Genomic DNA, 16,004 nt, shown 5'->3' with positions numbered 1-16,004 from the left:
ATTCCTCCAGTGCCGCCGGCATCGCTCGCGGGCTCTCCGCGGGCGCCGGCCCGCCACGGGTTGCGCGGGTTCGGGCCGTGCCGGCTCCTGATAAAGACACCCCAGACTAGCGACTGCGCCTGGGAGTCGCCTCACGGGCGGCTGCATGCCCGATGACGTCCGACACGCCGCCGCATGGGCCGTACAATCGGAGGGATCCCGCCCCGCCCCCACCCCCGCGGGACAGACTCCGGAGGAACAATGGCCGTCGAAGAAACCGAGTTCACACAGGTTTTCCGCGGATACGACAAGGACGAGGTCGACCGGGCCATCCAGAGCCTGCGTCGCGACCTGATCTCGGCGAACACCCAGTCGAACGAACAGGCGAAGGAAGTCAAACGCCTGCACGCCCGCATCGAAGAGCTCAGCGCCGAGCTCGAAGAGGTCGGCAGCCCCACCTTCTCGGGCCTCGGCACCAAGCTCGAGAACACGCTCCGCGTCGCCGAAGAGCAGTCCACGAGGCTCATCGCCCAGGCCGACATCGACGCCGAGAAGCTGCGCCGATCCGCCGAAGACGACGCCGCCGTGCTGCGCAGCGACGCCCAGGAGCTCGCCGAGCGCACGCTCTCCGAGGCGCGCGCGCAGGTCAACCGCCTGCTCGAGAACGCTCGCGTCGAGTCCGACGACATGGTCGCCCGGGCCCATGAGTCCGCCGAGCAGCTGCGCCAGGACGCGGCCCGCGATGCCGCCGCCATCCGCGGCGCGGTCACCACCGAGACCGCCGAGCTGCGCTCGAGCGCGAAGCGCGAGGCCGGCGCCACGATCTCCGAGGCCGAGCGCAAGGCAGCCGAGATCCTCTCCGCGGCCAACACCGAGGCGGCCGAGGCCCGCGAGACCGCCGCCGGCCTCACCAAGGAGACCGAGCAGACCCGCGCCGAGGTCGCCATCGAGCTCGACAACGCCCGCGCCGAACTCGCCCGCGAGACCGAGCAGGCCCGCCTCGACCTCGCCCGCAGCACCGAGCAGTCCCGCCTCGACCTCGAGCGCGAGACCGCCGAGGCGCGCGCCGGCATCGAGGCCGAGGTCGCCGAACGGCGCCTCGGGCTCGACCACGAACTCGAGCAGAAGCGCAGCGACCTCGACCGCGAGATCGAAGCCGCACGCGCCAAGATCGAGGAAGAGCACACCCAGGCGCGCACCGACATCGAGCGCGAGCACGAGAAGGCGACCCTGAAGCTCGAGCACGAGCTCGAGCGCATCCGCAAGAAGCACGGCACCGATCTCGACCAGATGCGCGCCGACCTCGCGCTCGAGCAGGACCAGGCCCGTGCCGACTTCGAGGCCGAGTCCGAGCAGGCCCGCATCGACCTCGACAACCAGCTCACCTCGATGAAGAAGAAGACCACCCACGAGGTCTCCAAGCTGCGTCGCGAGATCGAGCAGGCCCGCATCGACCTCGACGTCGAACTCTCGCGCAAGCGCGACGACGCCGAGCAGGAACTGCTGACCGCCCACCAGGACGCCGTCGCCGAGACGCAGAAGTTCCTCGACGACGCCAATGCCGAGCTCGCCGACGCGATCGCCCGCACCGCGGACGCCCGCGCCGAGGCCGAACGGCTCGAGACCGAGGTGCGCGCCCAGATCGCCGAGAGCCGCGACAAGGCCGACGAGGACGCCCGCGAGCATGTCGCCCAGGCTCACGAGCAGGCCCGCAAGCTCATCTCCGACGCCGAGGAGCGCACCCGTGCGCTCGTGGCCGACGCCGAAGAGCGCCTCTCCCAGATCCGCATCGAGCGCGACGCGGTCGCCGGCTACTTCGAGAGCCTGCGCGGCGTGCTGAACCAGGCTCAGCAGCAGGTGGGCGCCGACATCAAGTAACGCGAGGCGAGGGGGCCGACGCCGTGAAGATCCAGAATGCGTTCCGCATCGGACTCGTCGGCACGCTCGGCGTCGGCCTCGGCCTCCTCATCCTCACCTCGATCGCGAGCCTGTCGACGATCATCACCTACATCGGGGCCGCGCTCTTCCTCGCGCTCGGCCTCGACCCCGCGGTCACCTGGCTCGAACAGCGGCGACTGCCCCGCTGGGCGGCGATCCTCATCGTCATGCTGGGCGTCGCCCTCGTGCTCGCCGCCGTCGTCCTGGCGATCGTGCCCATCGTGGTCCGCGAGGTCGGCCAGCTCGTCGAGCAGGTCCCGGCGATCTTCCGCCGTCTCACCTCCGAGGACTGGGTGGACACCCTGCAGCTCTGGTTCCCCCTGCTCGACATCGAGACGGTCATCGGCGACATCACGACGCAGCTGCAGAAGTTCGTCTCCGACACCGACAAGATCACGGAGCTCCTCGGCGGGGTCCTCCAGTTCGTCTTCGCCGTCGGCGGCGCCCTCTTCGCCGGCATCGTCGTCTTCATCCTGACGCTCTACTTCACGGCCTCGATGAACTACATGAAGCGAGCGACGTATCAGCTCGTGCCCGCCTCCCAGCGGGCCCGCTTCGCAGACCTCACCGAGCAGATCACCCAGTCCGTCGGCCGCTACGTCATGGGCCAGGCTTCCCTGGCCGCCTGCAACGGCGTCCTCAGCTTCATCTTCCTGTCGATCATCGACGCCCCGTTCTCGGCGGCCCTCGCGTTCCTCGCGTTCCTGCTCTCGCTCGTTCCCCTGGTCGGCACCCTCACCGGATCGGTGCTCATCGTGCTGGTCTGCCTCATCCCCGGCCTCGGCTCGCCGCTGACCGCCCTCGTCGCCGCGATCTACTACATCGTCTACATGCAGATCGAGGCATACGTGCTGAGCCCGAACATCATGAACCGCGCCGTCAAGGTGCCCGGAGCGCTCGTCGTCATCGCCGCCCTCGCCGGCGGAGCCCTGCTCGGCGTTCTCGGGGCCCTCGTGGCCATCCCCGTGGCCGCAGCCGCGCTGCTCATCATCAAGCAGGTCGTCGTGCCCCTGCAGAACCGCCGCTGACGGCGGATCGCCGCCGGACGGCCGGTACCCGGCTCAGGCCGACGGCGGCCAGGTCCGCGGCAGCGGCAGCGCCGACGGGTTCACGGCGCCCACGATCTCGTCGAGCACGCGCCGCGTCTGCGTCTCCCCCACCCACAGGTGCTTCGCCCCGTCGACGGCGATGAGGTGCACCCTCGGCACGGCGGCGAAGCGCTCGGCCGCCTCGGCAGGCTGCAGGAAGTCGTCGTGCTCGGGCACCAGCGCGAAGATCGGTACGTCGTTGCCGTTCCAGGCTGCCAGCTCCGCCTCGCTCGTGCGCCTGAGCGGCGGCGAGAGGAGGATGAGCCCGTCGACCGGATGCTCGCGGCCCCACTTCAGCGCGAGTTCCGTGCCGAACGACCAGCCGACGAGCCAGGGATGCGGAAGCCCTCGTTCGGCGACGAAGCCCATCGCGGCTGCGACGTCGGCGCGTTCGGCCTCCCCGTCGCCGAAGGCCCCCTGACTCGTGCCGCGCGGCGAGGAGGTGCCGCGCGTGTTGAAGCGGAGCACTGCGAGATCCGCGAGCGCCGGAAGCCGTGCGGCCGCCTTGCGCAGCACATGCGAGTCCATGAAGCCTCCGGCCGTCGGCAGCGGATGCAGGGTGACGAGCGTCGCGACCGGCGCGCGCCCTTCGGGCCTCGCCAGCTCTCCCACGAGCGTCAGCCCGTCGGCCGTGCGGAGTTCGACGTCTTCGCGCACGGCGGGCAGTTCGATCCCCGCACGGATCTCGGCCGGACCCGTCTCCTGTTCGCTCATCCGACTCCGATCCTCCAGCAATGGGTGTGCCAGTGCCGCCGCGCCGCCAGATCGGCCGCATCGCCGAGCACGCCGTCGGCCCGCCACGTCACGAGATGCGCGACGCCGGCGTCGACGTCGTTGCCGCAGCCCGGGCAGCGGTAGCGTTTGACCGCCTGGGCCTCGCTCACGGGTTGCACGTTCCAGACCACGCCACCGCGCGCCTCGGTGCGGCGCCAGCCGGCCGTGAGCCGTTCGACGTCGAGTTCGGGATGCTCGTCGCGGCGGCCGTCGCGCCCGCTGCGGGAACGATTGGAGCGGGGCATACGGAGCATCCTAGCGAACCTCGAGAGGCCGTTCGCGCCCGGGCCGCCCGCGACGTTCGCCGCAGGTCTCAGTACCAGCCGGCGGACTCCGAGTGCGCCCATGCACCGCACGGGGTTCCGTAGCGGCCCTGGATGTAGCCGAGTCCCCATTCGATCTGAGTGGCGGCGTTCGTCTCCCAGTCGGCCCCGGCGCTGGCCATCTTCGAACCGGGCAGTGCCTGCGGGATGCCGTATGCGCCGCTCGGGTTGTATGCGTTGACCCGCCAGCCCGACTCCTTGTTCCAGAGCGCGACGAGGCAGTCGAACTCGCCGGCGGGCCACCCGCGGGCCGCCACTGCGCCCTGGGCGTAGGCCTGCGCGGATCCCGGATCCGGCGTCACCGCCGGCGGTGCCCAGCCCTCGCCCGCCGGCGCGATCGCGACCGGCTCGGGTTCCGGCTCGGCGACGACGTAATCCTCGCCCGCGATCGCGACCGAGGCGACGTCGTCCCCGACCTCGACGGCCTGCGGGGTCGCACCGGCGAACCGGTCGCCCTCGCGGAACTCCGAGGAGGCCGTCGCGCCCGAATACGGGTCGACGACGTTCACCAGCAGGAACGAGACCGAGGCCGAGAATGCGAGCACGGCCACGGCGGACTGCTTGAACGTACGAAAGCGACGAGCCCCGCGAAGCGGAGTCTCGTCGCTGGTCTCGATGCCGGAATGCCTACCCACGATGGCACGAGTGTAGCGGCCCCGCGCGCCGCTGGCGAACCCGCCCGCCGGGGCGGCGAGGATCCGCCGGTCAGCGCCGGATCACCGGCAGCGGCTGAAACGTCAGCGCACCGCGAGCATGACGTCGACGACGGCATCGAGCACGAGATCCACCTGCGATTCGCGATACCCGCCGCGCTGGGCGGGGAAGACGACGGTGCGGACGTCGTCGACGGCCAGATGCCGACCGTTCCGGAAATAGGATGACAGGCGCTCGGCGAATGCATCGACGGCCTTCGTGCTGTACCCCTGCGCGAGGCCGCCCACCCGATCGAAGCGGCGCCCCTCGGGGCGTGCGAGGCGATTGGCGATGACCTGGGCGGTCGTCCGCGCCTCCGCGAGCCACGCCTCATTGCCGTGCAGCCGTGAGATCTCCGAACGCTCCTGGGCGGCGAAGGCGTCCTCGAGGCGCTCGAGGGCCGAATCGACGTGCTGCGTCGAGTAGCCGCCCTTCTGCATCCCGAATGCCGTGCGCCTGATCGATTCCGCGCCGAGGCCGTCGGCGTCGCGCCCCTCGAACGCCCGCCGCGCCCGGAGCAGGAACGCGTCGACCTCCGACGGCTTGTACCCGAGCTGAGACTTGCGCACGCGAGGGAAGGTCTGCTGGTCCACCGGTCCATTATGCCCGCGAGCGACCGCGAAGCGCCCGAACGCCGCTCAGGCGACGAACACGTAGAGCAGATACGCGACCGCCGCCGACAACAGGATCGAGTCGAGCCGGTCGAGGAAGCCGCCGTGGCCGGGCAGCCACGAACTCATGTCCTTGATACCGAGATTGCGTTTGATGACCGATTCGACGAGGTCCCCGGCCGTCGCCGTCAGCAGGATCGAAACACCGAGGATCAGGCCGAACCACCACGGCTCCTGCAGCATGAACACCGCGAGCAGCACGCCGGCCAGAAGCCCGGCGAGCACCCCGCCGCCGAAGCCCTCCCACGTCTTCTTCGGGCTGATCACCGGCGCCATCGGGTGCCGGCCGAACAGCAGGCCGAAGACGTAGGCGCCGGTATCGGTGGCGACCGCGGTGATGATGAACGCGAGCGTCCACCACTGGCCTCCGGGGGCGGCCGTCAACAGCACCGCGAAGCTCGCGAGGAACGTCACATAGACCTGCACGAACGCGCCGGCCGCCAGGTCGGCGACGAGCTGTCGGCCGCCCGTCCGACGAGCCGCGGGAAGCTGGGTTGCGAGCCGCCACACCGAGACCAGGCCGATCCCGCCGAGGATCGCGAGAACCTGCCCGGGCGGGCCCCCGTAGTACGCGGCCGGCACCGTCGCCACCGCGGCGACGATCGTCGGGATCGCCGGCACCCGGTAGCCGCCGTGCCGCATCGCCTGCACGAGCTCGAAGGTCGCGAAGCCGGCGACGAGGGCGGCGAAGCCCATGAACAGCTCTTTGACGACGATGAGGCTGAGCAGCAGGGCGCCGCCCAGGACGATGCCGATGCCGATCGCGAAGATCAGGTTGCGGCCGGTGCGCTGCTGGATCTTCTCCTCGACCCGCTCGTACTGGGCTCGGCCGACCTCGAACTGCCGCTCGAGGTCGGAGCGCCGCGCCTGCACCTGCGCGCGCAGCTCGTCTCGTCCGCCCCGCGATCGCTTGCCGAGGGTGCGGTGTTCCTGCCCGGGATCCCCCGCCATATGCGACCTCAGATCTCGAGGAGTTCGGCTTCCTTGCGCTTCAGCGCGTCGTCGATCGCCTCGACGTTGGCCTTCGTGATCTGCTCGAGCTCCTTCTCACCCCTGGCGACCTCGTCGTCGCCGAGCTCGCCCTTCAGGGCGTCGAGCTCGTCCTTGGCCTTGCGGCGGACGTTGCGAACCGAAACGCGTGCGTCTTCGGCCTTCGAGCGGACGAGCTTGACGTACTCCTTGCGTCGCTCCTCGGTGAGCTCGGGAAGGGTCACGCGGATGATGCTGCCGTCGTTGTTCGGGTTCGCCCCGAGGTTCGGCATATCGCGGATCGCCTGTTCGATGTCGCGCAGGGCCGACTTGTCGTACGGCGTCACGACGAGCGTACGTGCTTCGGGGTTCTGCAGGGAGGCGAGCTGGCTGAGCGGAGTCGGCGAACCGTAGTAGTCGACGAGGAGCTTCTGGAAGAGCTGCGGATTGGCCCGCCCGGTGCGCACCGTCCCGAAGTCGTCCTTGGCGGCCTCCACGGCCTTCTGCATGCGGGCGGTGGCATCCGACAAGACATCCGCGATCACGACGTACTCCTCTGGCTCGATTCCGGCACTCAGTCTAGTGTGCGGCGCTCAGCCGCCGTTGACGACGAGGGTGCCGATGGCCTCGCCGAGGATGGCCCGGGTGACGCTGCCGGCCGGTTCCATGCCGAAGACCTGCATGGGCATCCCGTTGTCCATGCAGAGGCTGAAGGCGGTCGAGTCGACCACCTTCAGGCCCTTCGTGAGCGCCTCCTGGTAGCTGACGCGGTCGAGCTTGACCGCGTCGGGATTGACCCGCGGGTCGTCGCTGTAGACGCCGTCGACGCCGTTCTTGGCCACGAGCACCACATCGGCGCCGATCTCGAGCGCCCGCTGGGCCGCCACGGTGTCGGTGGAGAAGTACGGGAGGCCGGCGCCGGCGCCGAACACGACGACGCGGCCCTTCTCGAGGTGGCGTTCGGCGCGCAGCGGGATGTACGGCTCGGCGACCTGCGTCATCGAGATCGCCGACTGCACGCGCGTGGCCGCGCCGGCCTGCTCGAGGAAGTCCTGCAGGGCCAGGGCGTTCATCACGGTACCGAGCATGCCCATGTAGTCGGCCCGGCCGCGGTCCATGCCGCGCTGGCTGAGCTCGGCGCCGCGGAAGAAGTTGCCGCCGCCGACGACGATCGCGATCTCGACCGACTTCGCGGCTTCGGCGATCTCGCGGGCGAGCGCGCTCACGACGTCCGGGTTGACGCCGAGCTGGCCGCCGCCGAACGCTTCGCCCGACAGCTTGAGCATCACCCTGCGGCGCTTGGTCTCCGTCATCCCGATGGTCCTTCCGGTTCGCATCCTGTCTCAAACTACTGGGTCGCGCCTGCGCGGATGCTGCGCGGCGCACAGAAAAGGAGTCCGGATCCATCGGATCCGGACTCCTTCCATACGGCTAGGCCGTGGCCTTGAAGCGGGCGAACGAGGTGACGGTCAGACCGGCATCCTCGAGCACCTTCTTGACCTGCTGCTTGTTGTCGCGCGCGTAGTCCTGCTCGAGCAGGGCGACCTGCTTGAAGAACGACGTGAGGCGACCCTCGACGATCTTCGGCAGCGCCGCTTCGGGCTTGCCCTCGTTGCGGCTGATCTCGGTGACGATCTCGCGCTCCTTCTCGACGATGTCGGCGGGGACCTCGTCGCGGGAGATGTACTGCGGGTCGAACATCGCGATGTGCTGCGCGATCGCGCGGGCCGTGTCGGCGTCGGTGCCCGAGTAGGCCACGACGACGCCGATCTGCGGGGGCAGGTCCTTCGACGTCTTGTGCAGGTAGACCGCGAAGTCGTCGCCGGAGAGGGTGACGACCTTCGCGAGCTCGACCTTCTCGCCGAGGGTCGCGGCCTGCTCGTCGATGACCTCGCCGACGGTCTTGCCGTCGGCCGGGGCGGCGAGCGCCGAAGCGACGTCGGTCGCGCCGGCGGCGGCGACCGCGTCGAGGACCTTCTCGGAGAGGGCGACGAACTTCTCGTTCTTCGCGACGAAGTCCGTCTCGCAGGCGAGCTGGATCATCGTGTAGCCGGCCGGAGAGGCCTTGGCGGCCACGAGGCCCTCGCTGGTGGAGCGGTCGGCACGCTTCGCGTTGCCCTTCGCGCCCTTCAGGCGGAGGATCTCGGTGGCCTTCTCGAGGTCGCCCCCGGCCTCCTCGAGCGCCTTCTTGGTGTCGACCATGCCCGTGCCGAGCTGCTCGCGCAGGGCCTTGATGTCGGCGATGCTGATTGCCATAACGGCAGTCTCCTTCTGTGTGGAGTCGAAGCGGATTACTCGGCGGAGGCGGCCTCGGCGGCGCCCTCGGCATCCGCCTCGGACTCGGTCGCCTCGGTGGTCTCGGCGGCCTCGTCCACGACCTCGGCGGCCTCGGCGGAGGCCTCGGCCTCGGTCTCGGCGACCTTCTCGGTCTCGGCGGTGGCACCGGCCGGGGTGGTCTCGGAGCCGGCGGCGAGGAGCTCCTGCTCCCACTCGGCGAGCGGCTCGACGGCGGAGACGTTGCCCTCGGCCTCGGGCTTCTGGTGACGCTCGATGAGGCCCTCGGCGGCGGCGTCGGCGACGATGCGGGTGAGCAGGCTCACCGAGCGGATAGCGTCGTCGTTGCCCGGGATCGGGTACTGGACCTCGTCGGGGTCGCAGTTGGTGTCGAGGATCGCGATGACCGGGATGCCGAGCTTCTTGGCCTCGTCGATCGCGAGGTGCTCCTTCTTGGTGTCGACCACCCAGAGCGCCGACGGCGTCTTCGACAGGTTGCGGATGCCGCCGAGCGACTTGTGCAGCTTGTCGAGCTCGCGCTTCTTGATGAGGAGTTCCTTCTTCGTGAAGCCGCTCGTGGTGCCCTCGAAGTCGAGCTCCTCGAGCTCCTTCATGCGCGCGAGGCGCTTGGAGACCGTCGAGAAGTTGGTGAGCAGACCGCCGAGCCAGCGCTGGTTCACGAAGGGCTGGCCCACGCGGGTCGCCTGCTCGGCGATGGACTCCTGCGCCTGCTTCTTGGTGCCGACGAAGAGGATGGTGCCGCCGTGGGCGACCGTCTCCTTGACGAAGTCGTACGCCTTGTCGATGTAGGCGAGCGACTGCTGCAGGTCGATGATGTAGATGCCGGAGCGCTCGGTGAAGATGAAGCGCTTCATCTTCGGGTTCCAGCGTCGGGTCTGGTGCCCGAAGTGCACGCCGCTGTCGAGCAGCTGGCGGATGGTGACGACGGCCATGGCCGTTCTCCTTATTTCTCGGTTGTCGCCCGTGCCGGTCGGCCGGGCCCTGGCGCCGGGCGCGCATCCGCCCCGACCGAGGTCGGACCGATGGGATGCGGGATGCCGGAATGGCGCGCGAAGTCACCACGGAGACCGTGATGCAGGGTCAATGCTATCAGACGGCCCCTCCTCCACAGGCGCCCGCCGAGCCCGCCGGATCCACCGATCCTCGGAATCGGCGCATGGACCGCCGGACCCGTCGCAGACTGGCCCGCATGCCCCCCACGCGCATCCGCCGACTGATCGCATCCGCTCCTCTCGCCGCCCTGCTTGTGCTCGCCGTTCCGTCCCCGGCGCACGCCGTGCCGCTCGGCGCGCCCGCGGTCGACGCGGCCGGCGACTGGATCTGGCCCATCACGCCCGTCCGCATCGTCGCCCCGTACCGTGCGCCCGAGACCCGCTACGCGGCCGGGCACCGCGGCGTCGACCTCGCCTCGGCGCCGGGCGACGGCATCCGCTCCCCCGCCGACGGCGTGGTGAGCTTCGCCGGCACGGTCGTCGACCGAGCCGTCGTCACCGTCGACACCGGCGACGGCGTGCTCGTCTCGATGGAGCCGGTGCTCTCGGCGCTCCCGGCCGGAACCGCCGTCGGACGCGGGCAGCCGCTCGGCGTGGTCGCAGACGGCGGCCACTGCGACGGCTCCTGCGTGCACCTCGGCGTGCGCGTCGACGGGGACTACGTCTCTCCCCTGCGGTTCCTCGGCGGCATTCCGCGCTCGGTGCTGCTGCCGCAGGACCCGTCGTGACGGCCGGCCTCACGCGCGAGGGTGCGCCGTCCGGTAGCTCTCCTTCAGCCGCTCGGCCGAGACGTGCGTGTAGATCTGTGTGGTGCCGAGGCTCGCGTGGCCGAGGAACTCCTGGACGCTGCGCAGGTCGGCGCCGCCGTCGAGGAGGTGGGTCGCCGCGCTGTGCCGGAACGCGTGCGGGCCGTCGGGGCCGGAACCGGGGGCTTCGGCGAGCAGACCGCCGACGAGGCGGCGGACGACCCGCGGGTCGATGCGGCCGCCGCGCACCCCGAGGAAGAGCGCCGGCTGCGCGCGGGCGGATGCCGCAGCGCCGGCCGCGGCGAGCATCGCCGGGCGAGCCTCGTCGATCCACCGGCCGAGGGCCCGCTCGGCCGGCGCCCCGTAGGGCACGACGCGTTCCTTGCCGCCCTTGCCGAGCACGCGGACCGTTCGCGCGGAGCGGTCGACGCCGCCCAGGTCGAGGCCGGTGAGCTCCGAGACGCGCAGCGCGGCCGCATAGAGCAGTTCCACGATCGCCCGATCGCGGACGGCGACCGGCTCTCCGCCGGCGGCCCGCTCGCCGAGGCCGCGGAGGATGCGCTCGACGTCGTCGCCGCGGAGCACCCGCGGCAACGAGCGGTGGGCCTTCGGCGCTCGCAGGCGGGCCCCGGCATCCGTCCGGGCGAGTTCGCGCCGCTCCGCCCAGGACGTCAGGCCCCGCGCCGCCGCCGAACGCCTCGCGATCGAGGCCCGCGAAAGCCCGCGCGCATCCGCCTCGAAGAGCCAGTCCCTGAGCAGCGCGAGATCGAGCCCGGCGAGCTCGTCCACCCCGCGGGCGGCGGCGAAGCCGGCCAGCTGCTCGAGGTCGGAACGGTATGCCCTCACCGTGTTCGGCGAGGCGCCTCGCTCCAGCCGGACCGCCTCGAGGTAGCCGGCGATGGCCGCATCCAGCCGCATCAGCCCGCCGGTTTCCGAGAGAAGGCCTCGAGCCGCTCCTCCGGCGTCATCGCCTCGAGGCGGGCGAGCACCTCGGCAGAGAAGGAGGCGACCTCGCGCGCCTCGGTGATCGGCACGACGGAGGTGACGACCTCCTCTTCGAAGAGGTGGACGAGGTTCAGGCTCCGGCCGCCGTCGATGCCGCGCAGCTCGCGCGGCGGGGCCGAGAGGTCCATCGTGTAGCTGACGGCGCCGGCCACGGCGACGGGGATGCCGGCGAAGGTCCCGTTCGTCGCGTAGTGCAGGTGACCGCCGAGGATCGCCCGCACATCGCGCCCGCGGACGACCTCGGCGAAGGCGTCCTGATCGCGCAGCTCCAGGATGTCCATGATGCCGAGCGGCGTCGGCAGCGGGGCGTGATGCATGGCGATGACCGTGCCGGACGGTGCCGGCTCGGTGAGCACCTCGTCCAGCCACGCGAGACGATCGTCGGAGAGTTCGCCGTGGTGGTAGCCGGGCACGGTCGAGTCGAGGGCCACGATGCGGAGTCCGTCGACGTCGGCGACCGTGTCGACCGGGTCGTCGACGGCCGGCCCGTCGAGGAGACCGGCCCGGAACGCCCCGCGTTCGTCGTGGTTGCCCATGACCCACACGATCCGTGCGCCCAGCCGCCCGGCGAGCGGCTCGAGCCGGGCCCGCACGCGCCGGTAGGCGTCGGGCTCGCCGAGATCGGTCACATCGCCGGTGACGACGATCGCGTCGACGCCGCCGGCGAGCCGCTCGAGCTGCCGCACCGCCCGGTCGAGGGAGGACTCGGTATCGACCGTGCCGGACAGCGGAGCGCCGCCGGCCAGGAAATGCGTGTCGCTCAGGTGGACGAGGGTGTGGCGGGCCGCCGGGTAGCGGCCGAGCCGGATGCCGGGCATGGGACCTCCTTGCGGGATGCCCCCAGCATAGGGAGGGCCGCCGACGCGGCCCGGTCAGCCGGCGGCGCGTACGGCGACCCACCCCTCGGGCCGCCGTGAGGCCGCCCCTTCCAGGTCGAGGCGACCGAGGACGCCCATGACCTCCGCCGTCGAGAGCCCGCTTCGGGCCGCGATCTCGCCGACGCTGCGCGCGGTACGGCGGCTCAGGGCGTCGCGGACGCGCACCTCCGTCGAGCCGGCCCGGGCGGGTTGCGGAGGCGCGGGCGATGCGGCAGCGGTGGATGCTGCGGGGCGATCGAGCTCGCCGGGCTCGATGCCGGCGAGCTCGCCGGCCTGGCCCGCGTCGACGATGCACACCGCGTCGAACTCGCGGAGCAGCCGGTGGCATCCGGCAGACGCCGGGCTCGTGACCGGGCCGGGCACCGCCCCGAGCGGCCTGCCGAGGGTCGCCGCATGGGCGGCGGTGTTCAGCGACCCCGAGCGCAACCCGGCCTCGACGACGACGGTCGCGGCGCTCGCAGCGGCTATGCACCGGTTCCGCTGCAGGAAGCGCCATTTCGTCGGGGCCGAGCCGGGCGGCACCTCGGAGGCGACCGCGCCGCGCTCGATGATCGACCGCAGCAGCTCCTCATGGCCGGCCGGATACAGCCGGTCGATGCCTCCGGCGAGGTACGCGACCGTCGTGCCGCCGCTCGCGAGCGCCGAACGGTGCGCCGCGCCGTCGATGCCGTAGGCACCGCCCGAGACGACGCCCATGCCGCGATCGGCGAGCCCTGCGGCCAGCTCGATCGCGACCCCCTGCCCGTAGCCGGTGGCGGCGCGGGCGCCGACGAGGGCGACGCCCGGAGTGCGAAGCGCCCCCGGATCGCCGCGCACCCAGAGCAGATGCGGTGCGTGTTCGCCGAGGTCGTCGAGCCCGGAAGGCCAGGCCTCGTCGCCGGGGACGAGCAGGCGTGCGCCGATCGCCGCCGCCCGGCGCACCCCGAGCGCGATCCGGGCGGCATCCATGCGCGGCCGCCAGCGGTCCATCGCCTGGCCGAGCTGCCGGGCGGCGAGCGTCTCGCCTGCGGCGACCGCCGCCTCGTGGAGGGCCGCCGCCCCGGTCCCGGCGCGGAGGAGGGCTGCGAGGCGCGCGTGCCCCAGTGCGGCCGCGAGGCGGCCGGCCACACCGTCGCCGGGTTCGGCGAGCGCCGCGAGCACGACTCGGGCGAGGAGTTCCTCGTCGTCGGTCGCCCGGAGTCCGCGGCGCACCGCGCCGAGCTCGCCGTGGAGCGCAGCCGGACTCAGCGGGCCGGATGCTCCGACGGTCGCGGCGGGAATGGTCTCGGTCATGTCGGGAGTCCTTCTCGGTAGTACAGCGCCTGCCCGATCTCGTCGACGCCGGGCACGGCGAGGCCGGCCAGATCGGCGAGGGTCCAGGCGACCTTCAGGGTGCGGTCGTAGCCGCGCATCGTGACGGAGCCGCGTTCGAGCGCGCGGTCTAGGGCGGCGGTCGCCCGCCCGCCGGGGTGGAGGCCGCCCTCGCCCCGGATCCAGGCGCCCGGCACCTCGGCGTTGCGGCTCCATGGGGTGCCGGCCAGTCTCTCGGCGGCGGCGCCTCGGGCGGCGACCACGCGGGCCCGTGCGGCCTCGGTCGTCAGCGCGCCCCCTGCGGCGGACATGCGCAGCTGCGCCGGGGTCACGCGCGGCACCCACAGGCGCAGGTCGACGCGATCCATCAGCGGCCCGGAGATCCGCCCCAGGTATCGCCTGCGCGCCGCCGACGGGCACACGCAGGCGTCGACGAGCTCGCCGGGCGCCTTCGAGCCCCAGCCGCCGCACGGGCAGGGGTTGGCGGCGATGACGAGCTGGAACGATGCCGGAAAGCTCGCGACCGCGTTCGAACGGTGGATGGTGATGACCCCGGATTCGAGCGGTTGCCGGAGCACATCGAGCACCGATGCGGGGAACTCGGGCGCCTCGTCGAGGAAGAGCACCCCGTGCGAGGCGCGTGCGGCGGCGCCGGGCCGGATGACGCGGCTGCCGCCGCCGACGATGGATGCCGCGGTCGCCGTATGGTGCGGCGCCTCGTAGGGCGGTCGGCGGCCGAGCCCGCCGACGGGAGGGCGGCCGGCGAGCGAGGCGAGCGAGGCGGCCTCGAGCGCCGCGTCGTCGCCGAGGTCGGGCAGCAGGCCGGGCAGGCGGGAGGCAAGCATCGTCTTGCCTGCGCCGGGCGGGCCGAGCAGGTACAGGTGGTGACCGCCGGCAGCGGCCGTGAGCAACGCATCGACGGCCTCGACGTTGCCGATGACCTCGGCGAGCTCCGGCTCGGGGGCATCCGTGCCGGCGCCGGGTTTCGCGGCGAGGGCGACGGGCTCGACCGGCACCGGCTCCAGCGTGCCGCCGTGGTGGATGAGGGCGTCGCGGAGCGAGGCGACGCCGATCGCGCGGATTCCGGGGACGAGCTCGGCCTCGGCGAGGTTCGCCGTCGGCACCATCACCGCCCGGAACCCGGCGCGCATCGCCGCGAGCACCGCGGGCAGCACCCCGTCGATCGGGCGCAGCCGCCCGTCGAGCCCCAGTTCGCCGAGGTGGACGACCCCCTCGATCGAGGCGGGCTCGATTGCGCCGGCCGCCGCCAGGCAGGCCACGGCGATGGCCAGGTCGAAGCCCGACCCGTGCTTCGGCAGCGACGCCGGCGAGAGGTTGACCGTGAGGCGGCGGTTCGGCAGCGCGCACCCGGCGTTCACGGCCGCCGAGCGGACCCGCTCGCGCGCCTCGGCGAGCGAGGCGTCGGGCAGGCCGATGATGACGAGCGCGGGGAGATTCGCGGAGAGATCCGCCTCGATCTCGACGACCGTGCCCTCGAGGCCGACGAGCCCGATGCTCGCGGTGCGGACCACGCCCATCAGCTCACGCCCCGCAGGTGCTCGATGGTCGCCGGTCGGCCGGGCGGGGCCGTCACCGCGATCGCATCCACCCGTCGGCGTCTCGTCGCATGCTCGCGCGCTTCGCACCACGCCGACGCCAGCCGGCGGATGCGGGCGAGCTTCACCGGTGTGATCGCGTCGAACGGATGGCCGTAGCCGGCCCCCGATCTCGTCTTCACCTCGACGAAGACCGTCTCACCGGCATCCATCGCGACGATGTCCAGCTCGCCGATCCGGCACCGCCAGTTGCGGTCCAGGATCGTCAGGCCCGCGGCCGTCAGATGCCTGACCGCGAGTTCTTCGCCGTGCCGGCCGAGTTCGTCTTTGTGCGCCATTCGCACCACCTCCGCGACCAGCGTGACGCCGGGGCGGGGCCGTGCACGGCCGATCCGGGGAATCCGTGGGAACCGGCCCCGGCGGAGGGGGCTGTGGAGGAGAGGCGCCGACTATTCGTCGAGCGCGAGTTCCTTCGGCAGTTCGAAGTCGCGGGCGGCGAGCTCTTCGACGTTGACGTCCTTGAACGTCAGCACCCGCACCGACTTCACGAAGCGATCGGAGCGGTACACATCCCACACCCACACGTCGCGCATCGTGATCTCGAAGTAGAAATCGTGCTCCGCATCCTGCCGCACGAGCTCCACCTCGTTCGCGAGGTAGAAGCGCCGTTCCGTCTCGACGACGTATTTGAACTGCGACACGATGTCGCGGTACTCGCGGTACAGGGCCAGCTCGACCTCGCGGTCGTAGTCCTCGAACTCGTCCTCATCCATCACGACGATCCTACGCCGCCGAACGGCAGGCCCG

At 71.7% G+C, this 16,004-nt stretch carries 18 protein-coding genes; 3 read left to right on the top strand and 15 right to left on the bottom strand.

All coding sequences use genetic code 11. From position 1 onward, the window contains the following. Window positions 1-240 precede the first annotated feature (240 nt). Together G127AT_RS14760 and G127AT_RS14755 are read left to right on the top strand one after the other, a co-directional pair. Complete coding sequence (locus G127AT_RS14760; RefSeq protein WP_210898160.1) at window positions 241-1,857, top strand: DivIVA domain-containing protein; 1,617 nt, start codon at window positions 241-243, stop codon at window positions 1,855-1,857. A gap of 23 nt (window positions 1,858-1,880) precedes the next feature. Beyond that, the gene (locus tag G127AT_RS14755) at window positions 1,881-2,945 is read left to right on the top strand and encodes an AI-2E family transporter (protein ID WP_210898158.1); all 1,065 of its coding nucleotides are present in this window, start codon (window positions 1,881-1,883) and stop codon (window positions 2,943-2,945) included. Between the two features lie 33 nt (window positions 2,946-2,978). Here G127AT_RS14755 and G127AT_RS14750 read toward each other — a convergent pair whose 3' ends face one another. The 9 genes from G127AT_RS14750 to rpsB form a co-directional block, all read right to left on the bottom strand. Continuing rightward, window positions 2,979-3,719, bottom strand: coding sequence for an alpha/beta hydrolase (locus tag G127AT_RS14750; protein WP_210898156.1), 741 nt, complete (start codon window positions 3,717-3,719; stop codon window positions 2,979-2,981). Then, window positions 3,716-4,024: a hypothetical protein gene (locus tag G127AT_RS14745; protein ID WP_210898154.1), complete on the bottom strand. Its 309-nt coding sequence runs from the start codon at window positions 4,022-4,024 to the stop codon at window positions 3,716-3,718. The genes G127AT_RS14750 and G127AT_RS14745 overlap by 4 nt, the downstream gene beginning before the upstream one ends. Before the next feature lie 68 nt (window positions 4,025-4,092). Then, window positions 4,093-4,737 carry an aggregation-promoting factor C-terminal-like domain-containing protein gene (locus G127AT_RS16205; protein WP_244857617.1) on the bottom strand — a complete coding sequence of 215 codons (645 nt, stop codon included), beginning with the start codon at window positions 4,735-4,737 and terminating at the stop codon, window positions 4,093-4,095. Between the two features lie 102 nt (window positions 4,738-4,839). Beyond that, window positions 4,840-5,388 carry a DivIVA domain-containing protein gene (locus G127AT_RS14735; protein WP_210898152.1) on the bottom strand — a complete coding sequence of 183 codons (549 nt, stop codon included), beginning with the start codon at window positions 5,386-5,388 and terminating at the stop codon, window positions 4,840-4,842. A 45-nt stretch (window positions 5,389-5,433) separates the two neighbouring features. Next, window positions 5,434-6,417: a phosphatidate cytidylyltransferase gene (locus G127AT_RS14730; RefSeq protein WP_210898150.1), complete on the bottom strand. Its 984-nt coding sequence runs from the start codon at window positions 6,415-6,417 to the stop codon at window positions 5,434-5,436. An 8-nt stretch (window positions 6,418-6,425) separates the two neighbouring features. Next, a complete protein-coding gene (gene frr, locus G127AT_RS14725) occupies window positions 6,426-6,980 on the bottom strand; it encodes a ribosome recycling factor (RefSeq protein ID WP_210898148.1) in 555 nt (184 codons plus the stop codon). 48 nt (window positions 6,981-7,028) lie between these two features. Next, on the bottom strand, window positions 7,029-7,748 hold the full coding sequence (gene pyrH / locus G127AT_RS14720; protein ID WP_210898146.1) for a UMP kinase: 720 nt from the start codon (window positions 7,746-7,748) through the stop codon (window positions 7,029-7,031). Window positions 7,749-7,866: 118 nt separating this feature from the next. After that, a complete protein-coding gene (tsf, locus tag G127AT_RS14715) occupies window positions 7,867-8,691 on the bottom strand; it encodes a translation elongation factor Ts (RefSeq protein ID WP_210898144.1) in 825 nt (274 codons plus the stop codon). A gap of 35 nt (window positions 8,692-8,726) precedes the next feature. Next, on the bottom strand, window positions 8,727-9,662 hold the full coding sequence (gene rpsB, locus G127AT_RS14710) for a 30S ribosomal protein S2 (protein WP_210898142.1): 936 nt from the start codon (window positions 9,660-9,662) through the stop codon (window positions 8,727-8,729). Window positions 9,663-9,919: 257 nt separating this feature from the next. On the opposite strand from rpsB, the gene G127AT_RS14705 reads away from it, so the two are divergent. Further along, complete coding sequence (locus G127AT_RS14705; protein ID WP_210898140.1) at window positions 9,920-10,450, top strand: murein hydrolase activator EnvC family protein; 531 nt, start codon at window positions 9,920-9,922, stop codon at window positions 10,448-10,450. Window positions 10,451-10,459: 9 nt separating this feature from the next. Here G127AT_RS14705 and G127AT_RS14700 read toward each other — a convergent pair whose 3' ends face one another. From G127AT_RS14700 to G127AT_RS14675, 6 genes are all read right to left on the bottom strand, one after another. Next, window positions 10,460-11,386 (bottom strand): tyrosine recombinase XerC, encoded by a 927-nt coding sequence (locus G127AT_RS14700; protein ID WP_210898138.1) that lies wholly within the window; start codon window positions 11,384-11,386, stop codon window positions 10,460-10,462. Then, window positions 11,386-12,291, bottom strand: coding sequence for a phosphodiesterase (locus G127AT_RS14695; RefSeq protein ID WP_210898136.1), 906 nt, complete (start codon window positions 12,289-12,291; stop codon window positions 11,386-11,388). The genes G127AT_RS14700 and G127AT_RS14695 overlap by 1 nt, the downstream gene beginning before the upstream one ends. Window positions 12,292-12,345: 54 nt before the next feature. Next, complete coding sequence (gene dprA / locus G127AT_RS14690) at window positions 12,346-13,623, bottom strand: DNA-processing protein DprA (RefSeq protein ID WP_210898134.1); 1,278 nt, start codon at window positions 13,621-13,623, stop codon at window positions 12,346-12,348. Next, the gene (locus G127AT_RS14685; RefSeq protein ID WP_210898132.1) at window positions 13,620-15,179 is read right to left on the bottom strand and encodes a YifB family Mg chelatase-like AAA ATPase; all 1,560 of its coding nucleotides are present in this window, start codon (window positions 15,177-15,179) and stop codon (window positions 13,620-13,622) included. Before G127AT_RS14685 ends, dprA begins: the two co-directional genes overlap by 4 nt. Next, window positions 15,179-15,535 carry a YraN family protein gene (locus G127AT_RS14680; protein ID WP_210898130.1) on the bottom strand — a complete coding sequence of 119 codons (357 nt, stop codon included), beginning with the start codon at window positions 15,533-15,535 and terminating at the stop codon, window positions 15,179-15,181. Before G127AT_RS14680 ends, G127AT_RS14685 begins: the two co-directional genes overlap by 1 nt. Before the next feature lie 111 nt (window positions 15,536-15,646). Beyond that, window positions 15,647-15,970, bottom strand: coding sequence for a DUF2469 family protein (locus tag G127AT_RS14675; protein ID WP_210898128.1), 324 nt, complete (start codon window positions 15,968-15,970; stop codon window positions 15,647-15,649). Between the last annotated feature and the right edge of the window lie 34 nt (window positions 15,971-16,004).

The sequence above is a fragment of the Agromyces archimandritae genome (genome assembly GCF_018024495.1).
Lineage (GTDB): Bacteria > Actinomycetota > Actinomycetes > Actinomycetales > Microbacteriaceae > Agromyces > Agromyces archimandritae.
The sequence above is the reverse complement of the archived record's forward strand: the minus strand, read 5'-3'. Positions and strand labels throughout refer to the sequence as shown.

What these genes read in the sequence shown, in the direction of transcription:
- tsf (WP_210898144.1), bottom strand. Translation starts at nt 8,691, where the DNA reads ATGGCAATCAGCATCGCCGACATCAAGGCCCTGCGCGAGCAGCTCGGC.
- rpsB (WP_210898142.1), bottom strand. Translation starts at nt 9,662, where the DNA reads ATGGCCGTCGTCACCATCCGCCAGCTGCTCGACAGCGGCGTGCACTTC.
- pyrH (WP_210898146.1), bottom strand. Translation starts at nt 7,748, where the DNA reads ATGACGGAGACCAAGCGCCGCAGGGTGATGCTCAAGCTGTCGGGCGAA.
- G127AT_RS14750 (WP_210898156.1), bottom strand. Translation starts at nt 3,719, where the DNA reads ATGAGCGAACAGGAGACGGGTCCGGCCGAGATCCGTGCGGGGATCGAA.
- G127AT_RS14760 (WP_210898160.1), top strand. Translation starts at nt 241, where the DNA reads ATGGCCGTCGAAGAAACCGAGTTCACACAGGTTTTCCGCGGATACGAC.
- G127AT_RS14695 (WP_210898136.1), bottom strand. Translation starts at nt 12,291, where the DNA reads ATGCCCGGCATCCGGCTCGGCCGCTACCCGGCGGCCCGCCACACCCTC.
- G127AT_RS14705 (WP_210898140.1), top strand. Translation starts at nt 9,920, where the DNA reads ATGCCCCCCACGCGCATCCGCCGACTGATCGCATCCGCTCCTCTCGCC.
- G127AT_RS14745 (WP_210898154.1), bottom strand. Translation starts at nt 4,024, where the DNA reads ATGCCCCGCTCCAATCGTTCCCGCAGCGGGCGCGACGGCCGCCGCGAC.
- G127AT_RS14730 (WP_210898150.1), bottom strand. Translation starts at nt 6,417, where the DNA reads ATGGCGGGGGATCCCGGGCAGGAACACCGCACCCTCGGCAAGCGATCG.
- G127AT_RS14700 (WP_210898138.1), bottom strand. Translation starts at nt 11,386, where the DNA reads ATGCGGCTGGATGCGGCCATCGCCGGCTACCTCGAGGCGGTCCGGCTG.
- G127AT_RS14685 (WP_210898132.1), bottom strand. Translation starts at nt 15,179, where the DNA reads ATGGGCGTGGTCCGCACCGCGAGCATCGGGCTCGTCGGCCTCGAGGGC.
- dprA (WP_210898134.1), bottom strand. Translation starts at nt 13,623, where the DNA reads ATGACCGAGACCATTCCCGCCGCGACCGTCGGAGCATCCGGCCCGCTG.
- G127AT_RS14675 (WP_210898128.1), bottom strand. Translation starts at nt 15,970, where the DNA reads ATGGATGAGGACGAGTTCGAGGACTACGACCGCGAGGTCGAGCTGGCC.
- G127AT_RS14680 (WP_210898130.1), bottom strand. Translation starts at nt 15,535, where the DNA reads ATGGCGCACAAAGACGAACTCGGCCGGCACGGCGAAGAACTCGCGGTC.